Source organism: Companilactobacillus musae (genome assembly GCF_003967595.1).
Taxonomy (GTDB): Bacteria; Bacillota; Bacilli; order Lactobacillales; family Lactobacillaceae; genus Companilactobacillus; species Companilactobacillus musae.
The window spans coordinates 12,407-31,553 of the sequence record NZ_BIFW01000010.1 but is presented as its reverse complement, the minus strand read 5'-3'; the positions used below and the strand labels follow the sequence as shown (position 1 = coordinate 31,553).

Genomic DNA, 19,147 nt, shown 5'->3' with positions numbered 1-19,147 from the left:
CTTGCGTAGCAAGATTAGTAGAAGACCGAACTTAAAGACAATTGTGAATTTCAATTGGCTTCAAGTCGTGTCCACCACGTTCCAGCGGCTCACAGATTTTTTACGGACGACGGAATCCTTCAATTAACTTAGTTAACATTGATCATAACCAAGCTTGAAAAAGAATCATACTTTAAATCTAATCGGCTACTTTTGAATTAGCCTTTTCCACAGCCGCACCTGCCAAAGCACTGACATAGTTAACTGGTTTGTCAAAGTTTGGTTGGAACAAGAAGTCGACCATTGATAGTTCATCAATTGTTACTTTCTTTTGAATAGCTAATGACAAGAGATTAGCTGATTGTGATACATCATACTTACTTGTCAAAGCTCCACCTAAGACAACTCTTGTTTCAGGGTCCCAAACAAGATTCATCAAAACTGGTGTTGTTGATAACATAAATTCTGGACGATAATTATCTTCCAAAGAAACTGTTTCAACGTTCTTACCTAATACTTCAGCATGATCTTTCGTCAAACCACTAGCAGCATATGTTCTTCCAAATAATTCAACAGCTGAACTAGCTTGTGTACCCATGTATGCTAAAGTATCTTTTTCAATATTCTTACCAACTAGAATACCCTGACGAACTGAGTTAGTTGCCAATGGAATATATTGATTATCATTAGTTGGATTGTAATGTACTGAAGCGGCATCTCCAGCTGAGAAGACATCTTCCTTACTTGTGTGCATGTATTTATCAACTATCAAAGCACCATTTGGCAATGTTTCAAACTCATCAGCAAACATCTTAGTATTAGGACGGAATCCAACACACATAACGGCGATATCGGCTTCATAAGTATTCTTGTCAGTTTTAACGATTACACTGTGGTCTGTTTCTTCAAAGGAAACAACTTTTTCGTTCATCCCCAAAGTTACTCCATTGTCGAGATAGTCCTTCTCAGCAACAGCTGACATATTTGGATCTAAATTCTTAGCCAAGACATGAGGCAAGGCATCAATCAAGGTAGTTTCTTTGCCTAGAGTAGCGTAACCTTCAGCCAATTCAGCACCAATATATCCAGCACCGATAACAATTGCACTCTTAATATCCTTAGCATTTTCTTTCAATTCATTAGCATTAGTCCAATTCTTGCAAAGCATTACGCGGCTTGAATCAATGCCTGGAATTGGAGGAATAACAGGTGCTGATCCTGTTGTAATAACAAGCTTGTCATAATCTTGTTCAAAGGTTTCACCATTAACAAGATTTTTAACATTAAGTTTCTTATTATCAAAGTCAATATTTGTAACATCATGTTGCATATACATATGAGCGCCTAAATCTGTCAAAGCTTCTGGACTAGCATAAAACATCTTATTGGGATCTGATACACGATCACTTACCCAAAGGGCAATCCCACATGAAAGGAATGATAAATTATCATTTCTTTCAAATACTGAGACTTCCCAATCTGGATGTTCTTTCAAAATATTCATTGCTGAAAAAGTTCCTGCATGTGTACAACCGACAATACTTACTTTCATAATAAATACCACCCTTTTTTGATATACTATCTATTATAGTTAATTTCTTAACATAAGAAAAGCGCTTACTTTAAATTTAAAAAATTATATCAAAAATATTAACGTTAAGAATATTAACCGCTTACTTGCTCATTTATACCCCACATTTTTTATATTTGTGTATTATTTCGACTGGGAACGAAAAAATGAGCTTACCATTATAATCCCATAAATAGATATACTTGTGAAACTAAATACAAATAATTATTTTTTCCTAAAATGAATTTAATTGTTTAAACACATGTGGTATATTATAGGCGTGAAAGGGGTTAAGATATGGATCAATGCAATTCCTTCCTTTTTAACTCTTAATAAGATTGCGATACACATCCTCATATCGTGATCTGATAGCTTACTCGCAATTCAAGTAAGAGTTGCCCCCCTCAATCAATTCTTACTTGTATGCGTATCCCATTACAATAATTTACTTTAAATGCTTTCATCAATTTGAATTAATAAATCCCTCTCTATTTGACAAATATGGAAACCTCACAAGCATTCATATCTTCCCCTGACACTACTGGTAATGCCGTTGTACGCAATAGTACAACAAAAAAACAAGCCCGTCCCCCCAGATGAGCTGTTTTTTTTGCTGTTTTTTCAAATTATTACGAATAATATTGATTTAATTAACTTATAATAATAAAATACTTAATAATGTTTAGTGCTTACAGTTAATCAGCTTTGGTCAAAATCAAAAAAATATCTTTTTCAAATATGGATATAGTTGTTTAAACATATATGCTATATTACTAACTGTGAAAGGGGATAAGATATGAATCGCAAATTCTTCCTTTATAGCTTTTAGAGAAGAGCTAGATACATCCTCATATCTTAACTCTTCAGTAATTATTCGCATTCAGAACAAAAGTTGCCCCCTCAATCAACTTTTGTTCTCCCCCTCAAATGCGTATCCCATTACAATAATTTACTTTGAATGCTTTCATTAATTAATTAAAAATCCCTCTCTATTTGACAAACATGGAAACCTCACAAGCATTCATATCTTCCCCTGACACTACTGGTAATGCCGTTGTACGCAATAGTACAGCAAAAAAAACAAGCCCGTCCCCCAGATGAGCTGTTTTTTTTTGCCTTTTTTTCAACAAAATCAATCGGATCAAGAAATACAAATATAAAAATAAAACGACATCTATTACAAAATTCAGGTATATATTTTACATACCTAAAATATTTCTTAATAGATGCCGTTTTTTATTAATGTTTAGAAGCACTAGAAGTTACGTCAACTTTAACTTCTGGTTTCTCAGAAGCTCCTGAAGTAGCGTCAATTTCAGCATTAGGATCTTTAACTAACTTTTGACCAGTTTCGTGAAGATATTGATCAACAATTGGTTTAATATCGACTGCCCATTCATTAACACCTTTGTAATTACCTTCTTCATCATGCATTGCCTTGTAATAATGCATCACATGACTCTTTGATTCATCTCCACCTGGTACAGGCATTGAAACAAGATCTGTCTTACCTGTTCGCAAAGTATTAATAACTTGTTTAACATGCTTAATAACACGACTGATCTTTGGATGTACTTTATCAAGTGCATCCCCTACTTGGGATGGCACACGTTTAGCAAGCATATCTTCAGCTGAACCGGTCTTGTTATAGTAAATAAATTGATTATTCTCATCAACATAAGTTAATTCAACAGGCATTGTTTTAAGGAAATAATCTAATTGATTTACAGTCAAAAGTCCGCTGTCCAATTTGACATAAGTATCTCCATCAACAGCGTGAACCTTCTTAGCAGCTTGATCCAGCCAATCGTCAGCGTTCATATCAACACCTTGAATTGTTGTATCAGTTCCCTCTTTAGCTGAAAGATCTTCTTCCTCATAATCTTCCGTCTTACTAATAAGATTGATTACTTGAGCAAACTTAATAAAGTTTTGCAATGTTGTTTGTAAAAAGTTAACTGTATTTTGGTCCTTCAAATCACCATTTTCATCAAAAGCTTCTTTAACTTTGCCCAACAAGAATTCATTTCCCGGCAAAACAACAGCATTTACACCAGGTGCTTCCAGAATCTGTCTTAAATGCAACTGAGCACGTGATGATCCTTGAGTGTGATAAGAAGCGCCAACAATCATAACTGGCTTGCCATCAAAAGGATGAATCTCATAAGATAACCATTCGATAACATTTTTCAAAGCAGCCGGAACGGTATGATTATGCTCTGGAGTGGCAATAATTACCCCGTCAGCAGTACTGATTTTCTTACTTAGGTTTTGAATCACAGCACTATTTGTTTGATCATTATCCTGATTGAACATTGGTACATCATTAATATCCAAAACTTCAACATCAACTAAACCTTCAAAATGCTTGGCGATAAAATTCAATAATGTTCGATTATATGATTGATCTGCGATTGATCCTGCAATACCGACTAATTTCATTTTTCTACCTCTAATCTTTATCCCATGAAAATTTTTCTACTTTTTGTTTATTAACAACATTGGCATTATTTAACTGTTTAGAAATATTGACGAACTGTAAGAAATCCTTGAAAAGACCGTCTAATTCTTTAGCCACATCTTGATCATTTAAATTACCATTGTCGTCGAATGCTTGGAGTGAATGTCCTAACAGAAATTCCGAACTAGGCATAATTCTAGCCTTTAATTCTGGCGAATCTAATATTTGACGCAATTGTGCTTGGGCGCGTGACGAACCTAAAGATCCATACGATGCACCGGTAATCATCACTGGCTTATCAACGAATGGATGAATTCCATAAGACAACCAAGCCAAAGCACTAGAAAGTACTGCTGGAATTGAATGATCATATTCTGGAGTAGCAATAATCACACCGTCAGATGATTCAATTTTTTTGGCAATTTCTTTAGCCTCTTGAGGTACATACTTATCAGCACTCTTTTTAAAAATTGGTAAACCTGCAATTTCAACTAGTTCAATTTCGGCTTGAGGTTGAAAATGTCTTTGCATATATTTCAACAACTCCCGATTAGTTGACTTGTTAGAATTTGATCCCACAATAGCAATAAATTTATTCATAGCACTAATCACCTCATTTATATCTTCCTTAAATCAATTGTAAAATGTTTCACTAACTAATTCAATATATTATTGTTATTTATTGTATATATTTTTTTATATCATTTTAAAAGTATCTTTTAGTCCGCTTGTCACAACTGTATCTAAATCTCGAGTAATAAAAATAGCCTCAATTCCAGTTTGAGCCTCAATCAAAGCTTTGCCCTTTTCAATTCCTTGATAAAATCCAATCGTTGACCAAATTTCACCATCAATTGATTTATCACTGATAATCGTTACACTAGCCAAATTATTTTTTATTGGATAGCCCGTTTTAGAATCGAACATATGGTGGTATTCATGACCATCAATTACTAACTTACGTTCATAAATACCAGACGTTCCAACAGATTTAGCTTTAGTATGAACAACTCCTAAGGAAACATCTCGAGGTTTGATTGGATTTTGAATTCCAACATTCCACATTCCATCTTGGTGCAAACTTGGACCAACTAACAATACATTGCCACCAAGATCAATTATTCCAGTCTTTACACCACGATCGAGCCAGAATGTTTTGATTTGATCCGCAATATATCCTTTAGCAATTCCACCTAGGTCAATTTCCATACCCTTTTCTTGCAAAAAAACTGTCCTTTGGGAATCATCCAAAATTATTTTTTCTGGATCAATAATTTTTAACTTTGCTTGAATCTCACTATCACTGGGTTTATTAGCACCTTTAAAACCTATTTTCCAAAGTTTCACCAATGGACCAATCGCCACATTGAAGCCCAAGTGTTTTCGACTTACCAAGACAGCGCGTTTGATCAAATCATAAGTGTCTAGTGGCACTGTTACTGGTTTTATTCCGGCATTATGATTGATCGACATTACTTCTGACTTAGTTCGATTAACTGTTAACTTGTCTTCAAATTGTTGAATCAACTGATATCCAGCATCTAGGTCAGCATCTGTACTAGGCGTCGCTACTGAAAGGTTGATTGTTGTTCCTAAAGCATAATAACTTTTATTTATTAAGCTCATAAAAGCTTCCTCAATTCATTTAAAAAATATTTTATATTTAGTGAACACTATCTATCATAGTCTTTTGTGTCGTTTACGACAAAGAGAACTTGTTCACAATATCACCGATTAGAGTTATATTAATCCTAACATCTAGACGAAATGGAGTGAACGAAATGTTTGAGGATTCAAATTTAAAGTGGGACGCAACATATGATGTTATCGTCCTTGGTTTTGGTGGTGCAGGTGCTACAGCCGCCCGCTTTGCTGCTGATAACAACGCCAAAGTCTTAATTACCGACTCAGCTCCCGAGGGTCATGAGGGTGGCAATACTCGTTATGCTGGACAAGTTATTTCTTCAGGTGACAATCTTGACGACTTGCGCAAATATTATCAAGACTTAGCTTTTCCTTTGTCATACGATAAAGAATTGATGGAAACTTATATCAAAGGGCTCTATGACATTCCCAATTACTTAGAAAAATATCTTGGGGTTAAGCCATTTATCATGGGTAAACACCCAGAATCACCAGTTTCCAAAGCCTTACACTTTATGGCTCATGAATATCCCGAATTCCGTGGTCAAGCTACTCATGAATTAGTTGCTGTCCATGAAGGTGTTGCTGATTCTGCCTTGTGGAAAAACTTACGTCAACAAGTACTAAAACGTGCTGACAAGATCGATGTTCTCTACAATACTCCTGCAGAACATTTAATCCAAAGTCCTGCAACTAAGGCAATCGTTGGTGTTCAAATTAAACGTAATGGTAAAGATTTGAACGTTAGAGCTAAAAATGGTGTCATTATGGCAACTGGTGGCTTTGAAAACAACCCTAAGATGGTCGAAAACTATCTAGGCGAAACTAGCCTCAATCCAATTGGTTCACTTTATAACAAAGGTATTGGTGTCAAAATGGCTAGTGAAGTCGGTGCCCAACTTTATAATATGGACAACTATGAATCTTACGGCATTTTCCACGGTTTAACTCCTAAACCAGAAAAGGGACAACGTTCACAGTTTTTACCATTCGATTGGCCCGCATTTCATCAAGGTAGTTTAATCGTTGTTGGTGATGATGGAACTCGTTACTTTGACGAAAACGAAATTCACAGACATGGTCACATTCAAGATCATGGCAACTGGAGAATTCCACTAGCTCAACGTCATCCATACGTTATCTTTGATCAAAAGAAATACGATGAATTGAAGAATGACAAAAACGCCCCTTACCCAGAATTTATGAAATTAGTTATCAAGGCTGATACTTTAGATGACTTGGCTAAAGTTATCCATGTCGAAGCTAAGAATTTGAGTAATACAATCAGTGATTTTAATCTCTTTGCTGAAGCAAAACGTGACTATGCTTTCAATCGTGATAGTAAAACTTTGACTGCATTCGATATTCATGGTCCTTACTATGCTCTGGCAATGGTTCAAGGATTATTGAATACCCAAGGTGGTCCGGTTCATAATTCTAATGCTGAAGTTGTCGATAATGATAATGTTGTTATCCCACATCTTTATGCTGCTGGTGAATTAGGTAGCTTAATGGGACGTCAATATAACGGTGGTAGCAATTTGGCTGAGAATTTGATTTTCGGTAAAATTGCCGGTGAAAATGCTGCTAGCTCCAAAACCGAAATCAAAAAAACTGCAGCTGTCGACGTTCAATCATCTGCTAGCGTTCACGAATCAGGGTTGGGTTCTGATGTATCAGAGGAACATTATGAAACAAAAGATAATCAATACATCGGTAAATCAACTGCTGGTATGGGTAATGAAATTGTCGTTCGTGTCACAGCTGACAGTAAGGACAACATTCAAAATATTGAAGTCTTAAAACAAAGCGAATCTGACGATTATGGTTTAAAGGCTGTTAAAGAATTGCCTAAAGAAATCATTCAAAAGAATTCAGTTGACGTTGATACAGTTTCAGGAGCTTCCGCTTCAAGCAAGGCTATTAAAGAAGCTGTTGCCAACGCTTTGGAACAAATTAAACAGTAATCTGCCGTCTTCCACTGCGCTAGGAATGGTCTGGAACGCCATGGGCATCGTTTGAAACCAATTAAAGTTCAAATTGTTTTCAAATCGAGCCTTATTCTAAGCCGGCACAAATCGCCGACTAAGAATAATTTCATAGCTGAGACCATCCTAGCTCCGTTACGGACTAGATATTTCGTTGTAATATAAATCAATAAGGGATTCTAATGACTATAAAGTGCCATTAGGATCCCTTATTTTAATAAAATAAAAAACAATAAATCTCTTAAAACTTCCACAAAAATAAGAATTAAATGATTTTACGCAAAAAAAAAGAGCCGTTGAATTAAATTCAACAGCTCTTTTGGGAGTTTGGTTCTTTAATATATCATCAAGAAATGCCGTGTGCAGGAGTCGAACCTGTGACCGCCGGTTTACGATACCGATGCTCTACCAACTGAGCTAACACGGCTTAAAAAAATACACCTAATTCATGTGAACTAGATGTAATATATTGGACACCTAGGTATCTCCTAAGTATTATAACTCCGGATGTCAGACTCGAACTGACGACACCCTGATTAACAGTCAGATGCTCTACCAACTGAGCTAATCCGGAATAATTCAATAGTTCTTTTAACAGAACTATTAAATCTTATCAATTTATACGCCTCAGGTCAATAACTATTTGGCATTTTCTTTAGTAATTTTTGTAATTCCACCCATATAAGGTACCAAAACATCAGGAATTGTTACAGATCCATCTTCATTTTGGTAATTTTCAAGAATTGCAGCAACTGTACGTCCGGCAGCAAGACCTGAACCATTCAATGTGTGAGCCAATTTTGTCTTACCATTTTCGTCACGATATCTAATGTGAGCACGACGAGCTTGGAAATCAAGACAGTTTGAACAACTTGAAACTTCACGATACTTGTCTTGTGCAGGCATCCAAACTTCAAGATCGTATGTCTTAGCAGAACTGAAACTAGCATCTCCACTTGAAAGTACAATTACGTGATATGGAAGTCCTAATTGTTTCAAGATATTTTCAGCATTAGCTGTTAGTTTTTCTAGTTCATTGTATGATTCTTCAGGTTTTGAAACTTTAACCATTTCAACCTTGTTAAATTGGTGCATACGAATCAAACCACGAGTATCACGGCCTGCACTACCTGCTTCTGAACGGAAACAAGGTGTCAAAGCTGTAACATACTTAGGCAAATCTTTTTCATCCAAAATCTTGTCAGCAAAGTAGTTTGTCAAAGGAACTTCAGCTGTAGGAATCAAAGTCAATGGATTTTCATCAACCATAACTGTGTAGACATCTTCGGTAAACTTAGGGAATTGACTAGTACCAAACATAGCACCGTTATTTACCAAGTATGGAGGAATTACTTCTGTATAACCTTCCTTTTGGTGTTGATCCAACATAAAGTTGTAAACAGCACGTTCAAGTCTAGCACCCATACCAATGTAATAAACAAAACGTGAACCAGAAACCTTAGTAGCTTGTTCAAAGTCTAAGATACCTAGTTCTTCACCAATATCCCAGTGGTGACGAGGTTTGAAGCCTTCCTTAGGAATAGCACCAACTTTACGAATTTCAACGTTAGTACTTTCATCAGGTCCAACAGGAACTGAATCATCAGGAATATTAGGTAAACGAACTAAGATATAGTTCATCTTGCCTTCAGTTTCTTCAAGTTCAGCATCAATTTTCTTGATGTCAGCACCAACTTGTTTCATAGCTGCGATTTCGTCACTAGCATCTTCTTTGTTACGTTTCTTAGTAGCGATTCCTTGAGAAACAGTATTTCTCTTTTCCTTCAATGATTCAGTCTTAACAAGCAATTCACGACGCTTAGCATCGTAACCTAATAATTCATCAATTTCATCACTTGTAACACCACGCGAAGCTAACTTATTCTTGATCCATTCTGGATCTTTTCTAATTAACTTGATATCTAACATAGATATTTCTCCCTCTTTTTATTTACTTTGTTCACTAAAATCAATGTATTAAGGATGCCGTCCTCCGCAACAAAGAAAATTGGGCTGGAACGTAGTGGGCACGACCTGAAGCCTCTTGGCTTTGCCAACAGTCTTCAAGCTCGGCCTTCTACTAACCTCACTTCGTGAGCTAAGTAGAATTTCACTACTGAGCCCATTTTCTTTGTTGCTCCGGACTAGGGTTTTGTTGCTAGATTCATCTAAGATTCTTAATGACAAAAAATTAAACTCCATTGTATGCAGCAATTTTAACTAACAAGACTAAAACCCCAGCCCCAGTCGGGAGCGGAATCCTTAAATTCAAAAAACAAAAAAATGGTCGAATCATCCCAATAAAGGGACGAATCGACCATTCGCGGTACCACCCAGTTTCAGCGTATACAAAAAGATACACTGCACTTTCAGACTTTATCGGATCAACCCGAACGGCATTACCCGTTACCAGAATGCTGGAATAAAGACCTTAACGATTTACACCAACCATCGCTTCTCTGAAAGGTTTATGAGTAGGCACTCTTTTAGCTTAAATATTCTTTGTTCATCATAATTTAATTTGTAACAAATTTCAACTAGTAATGACCACCGTTTTTAGTTTTTTCAACATCGATATCTTCTAGTTTCAAGAACTTGGTCTTATGTTTGATCTTATAATAAGCCCAACATACGAACAAGATGATCAAACCACTATAACTGATCAATAGACGTCCAATATTGAAGTTGACCATTGAACGAACATCTTGACCAAGGATAATAATAATACCTAAAACAATTGCCAATAATGGGCCAAATGGGAACCATTTTGCTTTATATTTTAGATCATCCAGACTATAACCTTTGTATAAATAAGCCTTTCTGAATCTGTAATGTGAGAAAGCAATTCCCAGCCAAGCAATAAAACCAGTTAAACCAGAAGCAGCAACCAATAATTCGTAGAATGAATCACCATATAAACTAGTGAATAAAGCAATCCCACCAACTAAAGCTGTCAAAATCAATGAAAATACTGGTACTCCACGACTGTTTGTCTTTTGGAAAGCTTGAGGAGCCATGCCATTTTTACTCATTGACCAAAGCATACGACTGGCAGCGTATAAACCTGAATTAGCAGCGGAAATAACTGATGTTAAGATAACAGCATTCATAATCCCAGCGGCTAAAGGAATCCCTACTTTTTTGAAAACAATAGTAAAGGGACTGATAGCAATATCACCAGCACCTGAACCTAGCAAATTAGGACTTGTATAAGGAATCAAAGCACCGATAACGGCGATAGACAAAATGTAGAACAAAAGAATTCTCCAGAAAACTTGTTTAATAGCCTTGGGAATACTTTTTTCAGGTGTTGCTGATTCACCGGCTGTAATACCGATCAATTCAGTCCCTTGGAAGGAGAACCCAGCAACAACGAATACACTTAGAATCGCCGGTACTCCTCCTACAAATGGAGCTTGCTTGTATGTGTAATTTGAAAGTCCAACTGATCCGTGACCACCAAGAATACCCATGATAGTCAAAATACCACAGATCAAGAAAATAATTACTGCTGTAACTTTGATTGATGAAAGCCAATATTCAGTTTCTCCAAATGAGCCAACCGATATAAAATTAATAACTAATAGAACAACCATGAAAGTTAAACTGATCTTCCAGGAAGTCCAACTTGGAAACCAATATTTCACAACTAACGAAATAGTTGATAAATCAACCGCTAATGTAATCGCCCAGTTGAACCAATAGTTCCAACCTAGCGCAAATCCGAATGCAGGATCAATAAATTTTGTAGCATAAGTAGCAAAAGAACCAGAAACAGGCATGTAAGTTGCCATTTCTCCTAAACTAGTCATCAGGAAGTAAACCATAATACCAATAGCCACATAGGCTATCAAGGCACCTCCAGGTCCAGCCGTTGAAATTGAAGAACCACTTGCAACAAACAAACCAGTTCCGATTGAACCACCAAGTGCAATCATAGACAAATGGCGAGTCTTCAGCGACCTATTCACATCATTATTTTCCATCTTTCATTCCCCTTTTTGGATATAAAAAAAATCCTTATTATCAGAGGAACTACCGACAATAAGGATTATAATTATCCCATTAATCAATAGCTCAACGAATCCAGAGAGCGGAGCAAAGGCGGTCAGCTCCCGAGGATTAGCCTAGCATTGGAAATTACATGCGTATTTTGCGTGTAGTTTTCAATGCGTAGCTAACCGGAAGGAGTTGCCTTTGCGCAGCTCGTTTTAAAGCCATACCAGCCCTAAAACAATCTTCATAAGGAAAGTTTCCTTATTCACGTTCTCTAAATCTCGACAGTCTGGTACCTTTTAAGCACCAGCCCAATCAAATTATCAAGTAGGGATAATTGATTTCGGCAAACTCTCCTTTCATATCTTTTCAAAGTACCCTATCCGTACTCCAAAATACTAATAATAAAGATTGCACCTCTATCTGATTACAAAACATTATAAATAAATGTTAAGATAGTAGCAAGTAGTGTTTTATATATAATTAGATTTTTTTAATTTAATGTTACCGGGGGAAGACAAATGTTGGAGCAAATTTTCTTAGTTAAGCAAGACGTTGAAAAGTACCGCATGCTTACTGTAATAAAATCATTACCTCCTCGTGAAGTAAACTTAAGTAATATCAGTAATAGACTACAATTCACATATCAAAAAACTTACAATATTTTCCAGGCACTGCTAGAGGATCTAGCTGACGTCGCTCCCGATATTGACCCAAGCGATACTAAAATTGAGTCAATCGACTTCAGCAAAATTTCAATTGATACTTACCGACTATATCTAGTAAAAAATTCTGTTGTCTTCCAAGCTTTCAACTACGGTTTGACAAGTGCTAATCCTTCGTTCGAAAGCTTTAGCAATGAGCACTTTACTAGTAAATCAACTCTTAATCGGCGAATGTCAAAATTCAGGGCTTTCCTAAAAAACTTTGGACTAAAGATCTCCAACTCGACATTAGAGATCAAAGGCAATGAAAAAAATATTCGTTGGATGGCATACTATGTCTACTGGTACACCTATCATGGGCAAGAATGGCCATTTGGCTTGATTCAAGAAAATTCAATTGATCAAATTATTGGACGTGCTGGTATTACTTTCGATAATCCAATCGTTCATTTTCAATTGAAATACTTCCTAGCAATCTCCAGAATTCGTTTGATCAAACGTAATTATATCGACGAATTGCCATATTACAGTGATGTTTTTGGTGATCAAGGCTTGGGGGAGGACATCTTAACTCATGATGACTACCCTATCGTTCCTATTAACGCCTTAGACAACGAAAACAAGCTGATCAATCTCTTTAGAAAGACTGCCTTTCAACCAAGTGATACAGCATTTGAACAACCAATCAATGCTAATGCCAGAATCAATCCGAAGTTCTACGCGCTCGTTTATCACTTTATAGATTTCCTAAAAGAACATTATCATGATGATATGACTGTCTACCATAATCAAAAGACTTTGAAGCATATTATGACCTATGTAACTCGGGATATTGTCTTCTATTACATTATGGCTCCCTACTCACTCATGCATCTTGACTCAATGTATAGCAGCGATGATGAAAGAATTTATACTGACTTGTACAAAGACGTATATACATTCTTCTCAAATGTAGATCAAAATGAATTTCCAGGCATCTACAATGCAGCCGAATTGATTTCCAGAAACCTTTATCAAGTTTTGCCTAGTTATATCTCCACAATTCGTGCTGAAGATATTATCAAGGTCAAAGTCTTGATTGATCCCGGAAATCAAGCTGCTGAAGTTGTTTTAAGAAATATTCGTAGCTTAGGGTTTGTCCAAATTGTACCAAGTAGCGTATACGAAGACGTCGATGTTTTAATTACTTCGTTAGATGTATTGCCACTAGATATCGAAAGAAAAAAATATCCAAGCAACATTAAGGTTATTCCATGGGATATCTCTTCAACTAGACCTGATTATATCTGGCTTTTGATCCAATTAAATCAAGTTTATGTCAAGAAACTCAAGAACAAAATCGAGAGTAATAAAAAGAAAAAGGCTTTGTGAAGAGCCAAGAAGTAGCTATCAAATAATTGATGGCTACTTTTTTTGTTTTTATAGTTGCATTTTAAAAATATAGAACTATAATCGGATTTGTAAATTGATAGTGAGTACTCACTATCATATAAAGGAGAGTGGATATTATGTTTACAACAATGTTTTGGATTCTAATGGTTTGGTTCATTATTAATGTCATATGGATGTGGTTTGCAACTGATAATCAAAACTTGCAAAAAACCTTTGCTTGGATCAACGTTATTGCAGTTATCGTTGGTTTCTGGGTTTACTTCGGTACTGTCAAAGTCAGTGGCATTGATACTTGGTTCAATATTCTAAATTACGTCAATATTGTTCTAGCCATCGTTCAATTTTACTTCGGATATAGAAACAGCCACACAATGAAACATTCATAAAGATTTTCCTCTTGGGCTCCATTTAGGATAGAATGGAGCTATTAATAATAATTAGAGGTAAAGCAAATGAATGATCAATTTAATATTTATCGTGAAGCAGAAAAAACTGAAAAACTCACACCGAAACAAAAATTGATTTTTCAATCGGCCATCGAACTCTTTTCCGAACGTGGCTATGCTAATACCTCAACCAAAGAAATTTCAGAACATGCTGGAGTTTCCGAAGGCAGTATTTTCCGTAAGTTTAAAAATAAAGAAGAATTGTTGATGGCTATTCTGACACCTTTGACACACAAGATCCTACCCCAGGATTTAGACAAATTTTCTCGTACCGCTTATCAGAATGGCAATCTCAATTTGAAATATTTTTTAACGACAATGATCAATGATCGAATTTCCCTTTTTAAATACAACCATAAGATAATGAAAATTTTCTTGAATGAATTTATTTACGACCAACATATTCACGACAGACTAATTGAGAGCATCCCTAAAAAATCCTTTAAACAGTTCAATGAGGTCCTTGATGATTTGAAGAAAAAGCAAATTCTGATCGATTGGGATAACTTAGAAATCTTCCGGTTTCTAGCCTCAAATATTTTAGGATACTTGATCGAACATTATATTATCGTTGATGTCAAAAAATGGAATGAACCTTTAGAAATTGAACATATAACGGATTTTATTGTTAAGGGATTGACCCCAACAAAATAAAAAGAGCTATCTGAATTTAAATATTCAGATAGCTCTTTATTTTTACTTCTTATGACGTGAAGATCTTGTACTACCAGATCTTGAATCTTTTGATTTATTAGATGAATCAGGTTTCTTTGGTAATCTCAAGTTTAGCTTACCACGACCATTCTTTGGACCATCACCTTTATTACGTTGTGAGTAGTAGAGATACATCCAAACAACTACGGCAATCAAAACAATGATTCCTAGAATGATACCGATCCATTGCTTGTTATTTGATTCTTGTTTTGGATTAGCGGCGTCATTGACATAGTTAGCTTGTGTTTTCTTAACAGTTATATTGTAATTAAACTCTTTTTGGAAACCATTATCGTTTTTCAAGGTAATGTGTGCTTTGTACGTACCAGCATCTAATTTCTTAATTGGAATAAAGTAACTGAACTGTGAACTAGGAGCAAATTGTAAATTGTCTGCCTTATAGTTAGTTACTTTACTGCCATTAGTAATCTTAGCCTTCAAGGATACCTTGTTGACGTTAATTGGGGCTGTATTGTCCATTGTATAGGCAATACCAGTTGTTCCAGCAATTGCCTTAGGGGCAGCAGATGTCAAATGCATATCAGGCATTACTCCATCATCTTTGGAACGAAGGACAACCACTTTGACATAACGAACTTGATTTTTAATGTTAATATTCTTCGATTTAGTTGGGCTGACAGAAGCTGTTGTCGTTACACCACCCAAGATAATTCCCGTATAGTCAGAACTTGGTGACTTAACTTTAAACTCAACTGTCTTGTTTTCGCCCGTATTAAGCTTTACAACCTGTTTTCTCTTACCCTCGACTAATGATGTCAGAGAAGGATTCTTGCCCTTGTAGAGCTTAGCATTATACTTATCGTAACCAATTACACCAGAATCCGCTGTATAAGCATTGTTAACCTCAGCAGTAACCGTGATCGGTTTCGTACCAGTATTAGCAATCAATACCTTCAAAGTTTGTTCCTTATTAGGTTCAACCTTCAAATCAAAATATGACTCATCTTTATTGATCTGATTATCCGGCAAGATAGCTTGGATCGCATAAGATTTATCAGGCGCAGCCTTTACCGTTGTCGCAAATGGCAAAAGCGTTGCTATTAATAGTAAAAATGTTGAAAAAAATACAATTATTCGTTTCTTCATAAGTATTAACTCCTACCTGAATACCAAATGGCCCAGAAAATTAGGAAAATCAATGATACTAAGACACAGACAATAAGAATATATGTCGTCGTCTTATTATAAATCAGACCCTTGCAGCGTTTATTAATATCGTTGGCTTGGTCCTGCGTAATGTGATATGTCTTATGGAACGTCCACGTTGCCTTACCACTTCTAGCCGCACCTTTTACAACATAAGTTCCAGCTTCAATCGGTGTGGTGTTTTGATCAAAATCAACTGGAATACGTGAGTTAGGAGCAACTTTGGGATAAGTTAGATCAGCAATCATTGTTTTGGGACCGAGATTAAATCTATCTAACCAGCTCTTACGCTTTACCGTCATGTGAACTATTACATTTTTCATCATGCCTGGTTCTTTGTTTTGGAGGTTGATGATTATGTGCGGTTTTTTATTGATTACATCTAATGCCAGATTATGAAGCGTAACAATACCACCAACAGGTTTGTTATCATCTGTTATCCAAACTGGAATGTCAGCATTACCATGTATTTGATTACTTGCATCATATATATTAAATCCACCCAGCAGTAAACCATTAATCTTACCCTCTGGAAGTTTAACTTTAAATGTTAAATCTTTAGTTTTATTGGGTCGCAACAAAACAGTTTGACTTTTTGTCATATCCGCAAAAGCATATTTCAAACCATATTGTCCAGCCTTCACATTATCAGTATATACAATTTTTCCGTCCATAGACGTGGTAGCATTCGTTGGAACAATTTTTAAATTAGCCTTTCTAATCCCGAAATTGCTTATTGAAATTTTTAACGTTCTCTCAGAACTCGATTTACCAACAATTTGAAATCTATTAGTTACATCAGAATCATTCTCAATTAATGGAGTAACGGTAATTCCATCCAAATCAGCTTTGGCAGTTATCGGATTACAAATAAAACTAATTAAAGCAAAAAAAGCAAGCGAAACAAAACAAACTATTCTCTTATTCATAATAATCCTCTAGTTAAAATCCTTATACTACCTATGATACTAAAAAAGCCGTTCCAAGTCCTGGAACAGCTCAATTTATTTTTTTATTAACGACGACGTCTTCTAGTTGTATTTCCAGAATTATTATCACCATTATTACTATTGTTATTATTATTTCTCTTACCTAGATAAATACCAAGGCCTAAAATAATAGCCAAGGCTAGAATACCCAATAGAATGTATAACCATAGATAATTTGGTTTAATACCAGCTAACTTATTATACTTAGCAGCATCATTATTTGTGATAGTAAAGTCTTTATTAATTACCCAACTCTTAAGTCCGCCTTCAGCCTTGTATGTTAATTTCAAGTGATAATTACCAGCTTGAAGTGATTTCTTACCCCATGAAATTCCCATATTAAAATTAGTTGTTGGAGCAATATTTTGACTATTTGCATCCTTTACAATTTTAAAACTCTTGTCACCTTTTTTAGTAACAACGGCTTTTGCAGTTAATGATCCAGCATAAGAGTTTGTTGAATTATGAACATTAACATTGATACCTTGAGTTTGACCTTTGGTGCCTTGTACCAAAGCTGGCTTAATTGTTCTTACTGAATACTTTGGTTCCGGACTAGCACTATCCTTTTGTTTAATCTGAATAGGAATAGAGTAACTAAACTTATTCTTGATTAAAGTACCATTTGCAGAAACTGTTCCTTTAGCCTTTTCTTTATATGGGGCAACCGTGACACCCCCCATGATTGTTCCTTCATAACTCTTTTCAGGAATCTTAACTTTAAATGTTAAAGTAGCAGTTTTATTACCTGGAACACTAAATACTGCCGACTTTGGAGTTGCCAAACTACGTAATTGAATCTTCAAATCTGGATCAGAAACCTTATTTTTATTATAAGACAAAGTTCCACCGTCAGATGTATAAGCAGTATTCACATCAAATCTAAATTTTCTAGTATTACTTGCCTGATTAATTACCAAAAGCTTTAACTCTTCTGTTTGACCAGGGTCGCCAGTAATATTGTAATTACCACCATCAATATTTAAAGTATCTGTATTTTCCCCACCAATTTTTAAAGTATAGTCCCCAGATGTTGCCGCTTTAATGTTTTCTTCATTTAAACTAACTGAGAAAATTGATAGCAAAAAAGCAAATGCAATAAAGAATAAACGCATTCCTTTTCTTTTCATCATAAGCCTCCATATACCTAATTCATAACTATATTATAAAATAAAAACCACTACTAATGTAGTAGTGGTCTTAATTTATAGTATAAATTTTAATTTTTATTAATTATCCAGCTGTCTTTGATGGCTTTGCAGTCAAAGTCCAAGTAATCTTAGCATTATAAGCCTTAACACTAGCCTTGTCAGCTGTTGTTGTTGAAGCATCCTTACCCAATGTCAAGAATACATTCTTGTCGCCAGGTTTGAATGAAGCATTTACTTGACCTTCCTTGTATGAACCAGCAGCTAAGTCTACAAGTGTAGCAGGATCAGAATCTGCACCTGACAAACTAACATTGTTTGTTTGTACAGATGAAACTGAGTTACCTTGATCGTCTGTCAATGATGTTGGTTGTAAATTCAAAGTATATGCTTGACCTGTTGTATCGTTAGCAGAAGTGAAGTTTGAAATTTGTGCACCTAATGTGAAACCAGGAGCAGCTGTACGTGATTCTGTTACTTTAACAGCATCGGCGTTTGTTGAATCTGCTTCTTTTTGAGCATATTGATTATTTACTAAACCAACTGTTGTACCTGCAGCAGCTGAGCCAAATCCGAAGTCAGGAACTGCATCCAATACTAACAATCCACTAACAACTTTAACATTAGCATTTGAAGCCATTGTTGCTGAACCAGCATCTGTACCATTACCAGCATCATAAGCAATTGCTAAACCACCATTTTGTGCTGCATCTGCAGGTGTTGGGAATCCGTCTACCTTTGTAACACTACCATCATTGTTAACCTTACCTGTTGTTGTAGCAGCTTGTGCTGTCAATGCTGGTGCAATTGCTCCTAATACCATACCTACTGTTGCTAATGATCCTACTAGAACGTTTTTTGATAATTTCATGATATATCCTCCCTGATATAGAAAATTATTTTTTGTTTTTATCTTTCTTGATTACAATTAGATAATACCAAATTTTACAGCTTGTACATTTCATAATCTGTAAAACTTATTTATCAG

General features: G+C 35.6%; 14 protein-coding genes, 2 tRNA genes and 1 riboswitch. Of the genes, 4 read left to right on the top strand and 12 right to left on the bottom strand.

Annotated elements, in window-relative coordinates; genetic code table 11:
- Positions 1-178: 178 nt before the first annotated feature.
- The 4 genes from LAB100_RS10385 to LAB100_RS10370 all read right to left on the bottom strand — a co-directional run bounded on the left by LAB100_RS10385 (position 179) and on the right by LAB100_RS10370 (position 5,636).
- Positions 179-1,531 (bottom strand): FAD-dependent oxidoreductase, encoded by a 1,353-nt coding sequence (locus LAB100_RS10385; protein ID WP_119327079.1) that lies wholly within the window; start codon positions 1,529-1,531, stop codon positions 179-181.
- A gap of 1,257 nt (positions 1,532-2,788) precedes the next feature.
- Positions 2,789-3,991: an NAD(P)H-dependent oxidoreductase gene (locus LAB100_RS10380; RefSeq protein WP_119327080.1), complete on the bottom strand. Its 1,203-nt coding sequence runs from the start codon at positions 3,989-3,991 to the stop codon at positions 2,789-2,791.
- Positions 3,992-4,001: 10 nt separating this feature from the next.
- The gene (locus LAB100_RS10375; RefSeq protein WP_119327081.1) at positions 4,002-4,610 is read right to left on the bottom strand and encodes an NADPH-dependent FMN reductase; all 609 of its coding nucleotides are present in this window, start codon (positions 4,608-4,610) and stop codon (positions 4,002-4,004) included.
- A gap of 96 nt (positions 4,611-4,706) precedes the next feature.
- On the bottom strand, positions 4,707-5,636 hold the full coding sequence (locus LAB100_RS10370; RefSeq protein WP_119327082.1) for an FAD:protein FMN transferase: 930 nt from the start codon (positions 5,634-5,636) through the stop codon (positions 4,707-4,709).
- 155 nt (positions 5,637-5,791) lie between these two features.
- Between LAB100_RS10370 and LAB100_RS10365 the strand changes: the two genes are divergently transcribed.
- Positions 5,792-7,621 (top strand): FAD-binding protein, encoded by a 1,830-nt coding sequence (locus LAB100_RS10365; protein WP_119327083.1) that lies wholly within the window; start codon positions 5,792-5,794, stop codon positions 7,619-7,621.
- Positions 7,622-7,996: 375 nt separating this feature from the next.
- On the opposite strand, the gene LAB100_RS10360 is transcribed toward LAB100_RS10365, so the two are convergent.
- From LAB100_RS10360 to LAB100_RS10345, 4 genes are all read right to left on the bottom strand, one after another.
- Positions 7,997-8,069: transfer RNA gene (locus LAB100_RS10360), tRNA-Thr, on the bottom strand.
- Positions 8,070-8,143: 74 nt separating this feature from the next.
- A tRNA-Asn gene (locus LAB100_RS10355) sits at positions 8,144-8,216 on the bottom strand.
- A gap of 65 nt (positions 8,217-8,281) precedes the next feature.
- Positions 8,282-9,571: a serine--tRNA ligase gene (serS, locus tag LAB100_RS10350; RefSeq protein WP_119327084.1), complete on the bottom strand. Its 1,290-nt coding sequence runs from the start codon at positions 9,569-9,571 to the stop codon at positions 8,282-8,284.
- 608 nt (positions 9,572-10,179) lie between these two features.
- On the bottom strand, positions 10,180-11,628 hold the full coding sequence (locus tag LAB100_RS10345; protein WP_119327085.1) for an amino acid permease: 1,449 nt from the start codon (positions 11,626-11,628) through the stop codon (positions 10,180-10,182).
- A gap of 255 nt (positions 11,629-11,883) precedes the next feature.
- Positions 11,884-12,068: riboswitch (Lysine riboswitch) on the bottom strand.
- Between the two features lie 91 nt (positions 12,069-12,159).
- On the opposite strand from LAB100_RS10345, the gene LAB100_RS10340 reads away from it, so the two are divergent.
- The 3 genes from LAB100_RS10340 to LAB100_RS10330 all read left to right on the top strand — a co-directional run bounded on the left by LAB100_RS10340 (position 12,160) and on the right by LAB100_RS10330 (position 14,795).
- Positions 12,160-13,674, top strand: a complete 1,515-nt coding sequence (locus LAB100_RS10340; protein WP_119327086.1) for a helix-turn-helix domain-containing protein — start codon at positions 12,160-12,162, stop codon at positions 13,672-13,674.
- Between the two features lie 137 nt (positions 13,675-13,811).
- A complete protein-coding gene (locus LAB100_RS10335; RefSeq protein WP_119327087.1) occupies positions 13,812-14,081 on the top strand; it encodes a hypothetical protein in 270 nt (89 codons plus the stop codon).
- A gap of 66 nt (positions 14,082-14,147) precedes the next feature.
- Complete coding sequence (locus tag LAB100_RS10330) at positions 14,148-14,795, top strand: TetR/AcrR family transcriptional regulator (protein WP_119327088.1); 648 nt, start codon at positions 14,148-14,150, stop codon at positions 14,793-14,795.
- 42 nt (positions 14,796-14,837) lie between these two features.
- Here LAB100_RS10330 and LAB100_RS10325 read toward each other — a convergent pair whose 3' ends face one another.
- The 4 genes from LAB100_RS10325 to LAB100_RS10310 all read right to left on the bottom strand — a co-directional run bounded on the left by LAB100_RS10325 (position 14,838) and on the right by LAB100_RS10310 (position 19,030).
- Positions 14,838-15,962: a DUF916 domain-containing protein gene (locus tag LAB100_RS10325; RefSeq protein WP_119327089.1), complete on the bottom strand. Its 1,125-nt coding sequence runs from the start codon at positions 15,960-15,962 to the stop codon at positions 14,838-14,840.
- Between the two features lie 5 nt (positions 15,963-15,967).
- Entirely contained in the window at positions 15,968-16,951 is a 984-nt protein-coding gene (locus tag LAB100_RS10320; protein ID WP_119327090.1) for a WxL protein host-binding domain-containing protein, read from the bottom strand.
- Between the two features lie 86 nt (positions 16,952-17,037).
- Entirely contained in the window at positions 17,038-18,144 is a 1,107-nt protein-coding gene (locus LAB100_RS10315) for a DUF3324 domain-containing protein (RefSeq protein ID WP_119327091.1), read from the bottom strand.
- Positions 18,145-18,244: 100 nt separating this feature from the next.
- Positions 18,245-19,030 carry a WxL domain-containing protein gene (locus LAB100_RS10310; protein ID WP_119327092.1) on the bottom strand — a complete coding sequence of 262 codons (786 nt, stop codon included), beginning with the start codon at positions 19,028-19,030 and terminating at the stop codon, positions 18,245-18,247.
- Positions 19,031-19,147 lie beyond the last annotated feature (117 nt).

Excerpts from the sequence above, each read along its gene's own strand:
- LAB100_RS10385 (WP_119327079.1), bottom strand. The coding sequence starts at position 1,531 with ATGAAAGTAAGTATTGTCGGTTGTACACATGCAGGAACTTTTTCAGCA.
- LAB100_RS10380 (WP_119327080.1), bottom strand. The coding sequence starts at position 3,991 with ATGAAATTAGTCGGTATTGCAGGATCAATCGCAGATCAATCATATAAT.
- LAB100_RS10375 (WP_119327081.1), bottom strand. The coding sequence starts at position 4,610 with ATGAATAAATTTATTGCTATTGTGGGATCAAATTCTAACAAGTCAACT.
- LAB100_RS10370 (WP_119327082.1), bottom strand. The coding sequence starts at position 5,636 with ATGAGCTTAATAAATAAAAGTTATTATGCTTTAGGAACAACAATCAAC.
- LAB100_RS10365 (WP_119327083.1), top strand. The coding sequence starts at position 5,792 with ATGTTTGAGGATTCAAATTTAAAGTGGGACGCAACATATGATGTTATC.
- serS (WP_119327084.1), bottom strand. The coding sequence starts at position 9,571 with ATGTTAGATATCAAGTTAATTAGAAAAGATCCAGAATGGATCAAGAAT.
- LAB100_RS10345 (WP_119327085.1), bottom strand. The coding sequence starts at position 11,628 with ATGGAAAATAATGATGTGAATAGGTCGCTGAAGACTCGCCATTTGTCT.
- LAB100_RS10340 (WP_119327086.1), top strand. The coding sequence starts at position 12,160 with ATGTTGGAGCAAATTTTCTTAGTTAAGCAAGACGTTGAAAAGTACCGC.
- LAB100_RS10335 (WP_119327087.1), top strand. The coding sequence starts at position 13,812 with ATGTTTACAACAATGTTTTGGATTCTAATGGTTTGGTTCATTATTAAT.
- LAB100_RS10330 (WP_119327088.1), top strand. The coding sequence starts at position 14,148 with ATGAATGATCAATTTAATATTTATCGTGAAGCAGAAAAAACTGAAAAA.
- LAB100_RS10325 (WP_119327089.1), bottom strand. The coding sequence starts at position 15,962 with ATGAAGAAACGAATAATTGTATTTTTTTCAACATTTTTACTATTAATA.
- LAB100_RS10320 (WP_119327090.1), bottom strand. The coding sequence starts at position 16,951 with ATGAATAAGAGAATAGTTTGTTTTGTTTCGCTTGCTTTTTTTGCTTTA.
- LAB100_RS10315 (WP_119327091.1), bottom strand. The coding sequence starts at position 18,144 with ATGATGAAAAGAAAAGGAATGCGTTTATTCTTTATTGCATTTGCTTTT.
- LAB100_RS10310 (WP_119327092.1), bottom strand. The coding sequence starts at position 19,030 with ATGAAATTATCAAAAAACGTTCTAGTAGGATCATTAGCAACAGTAGGT.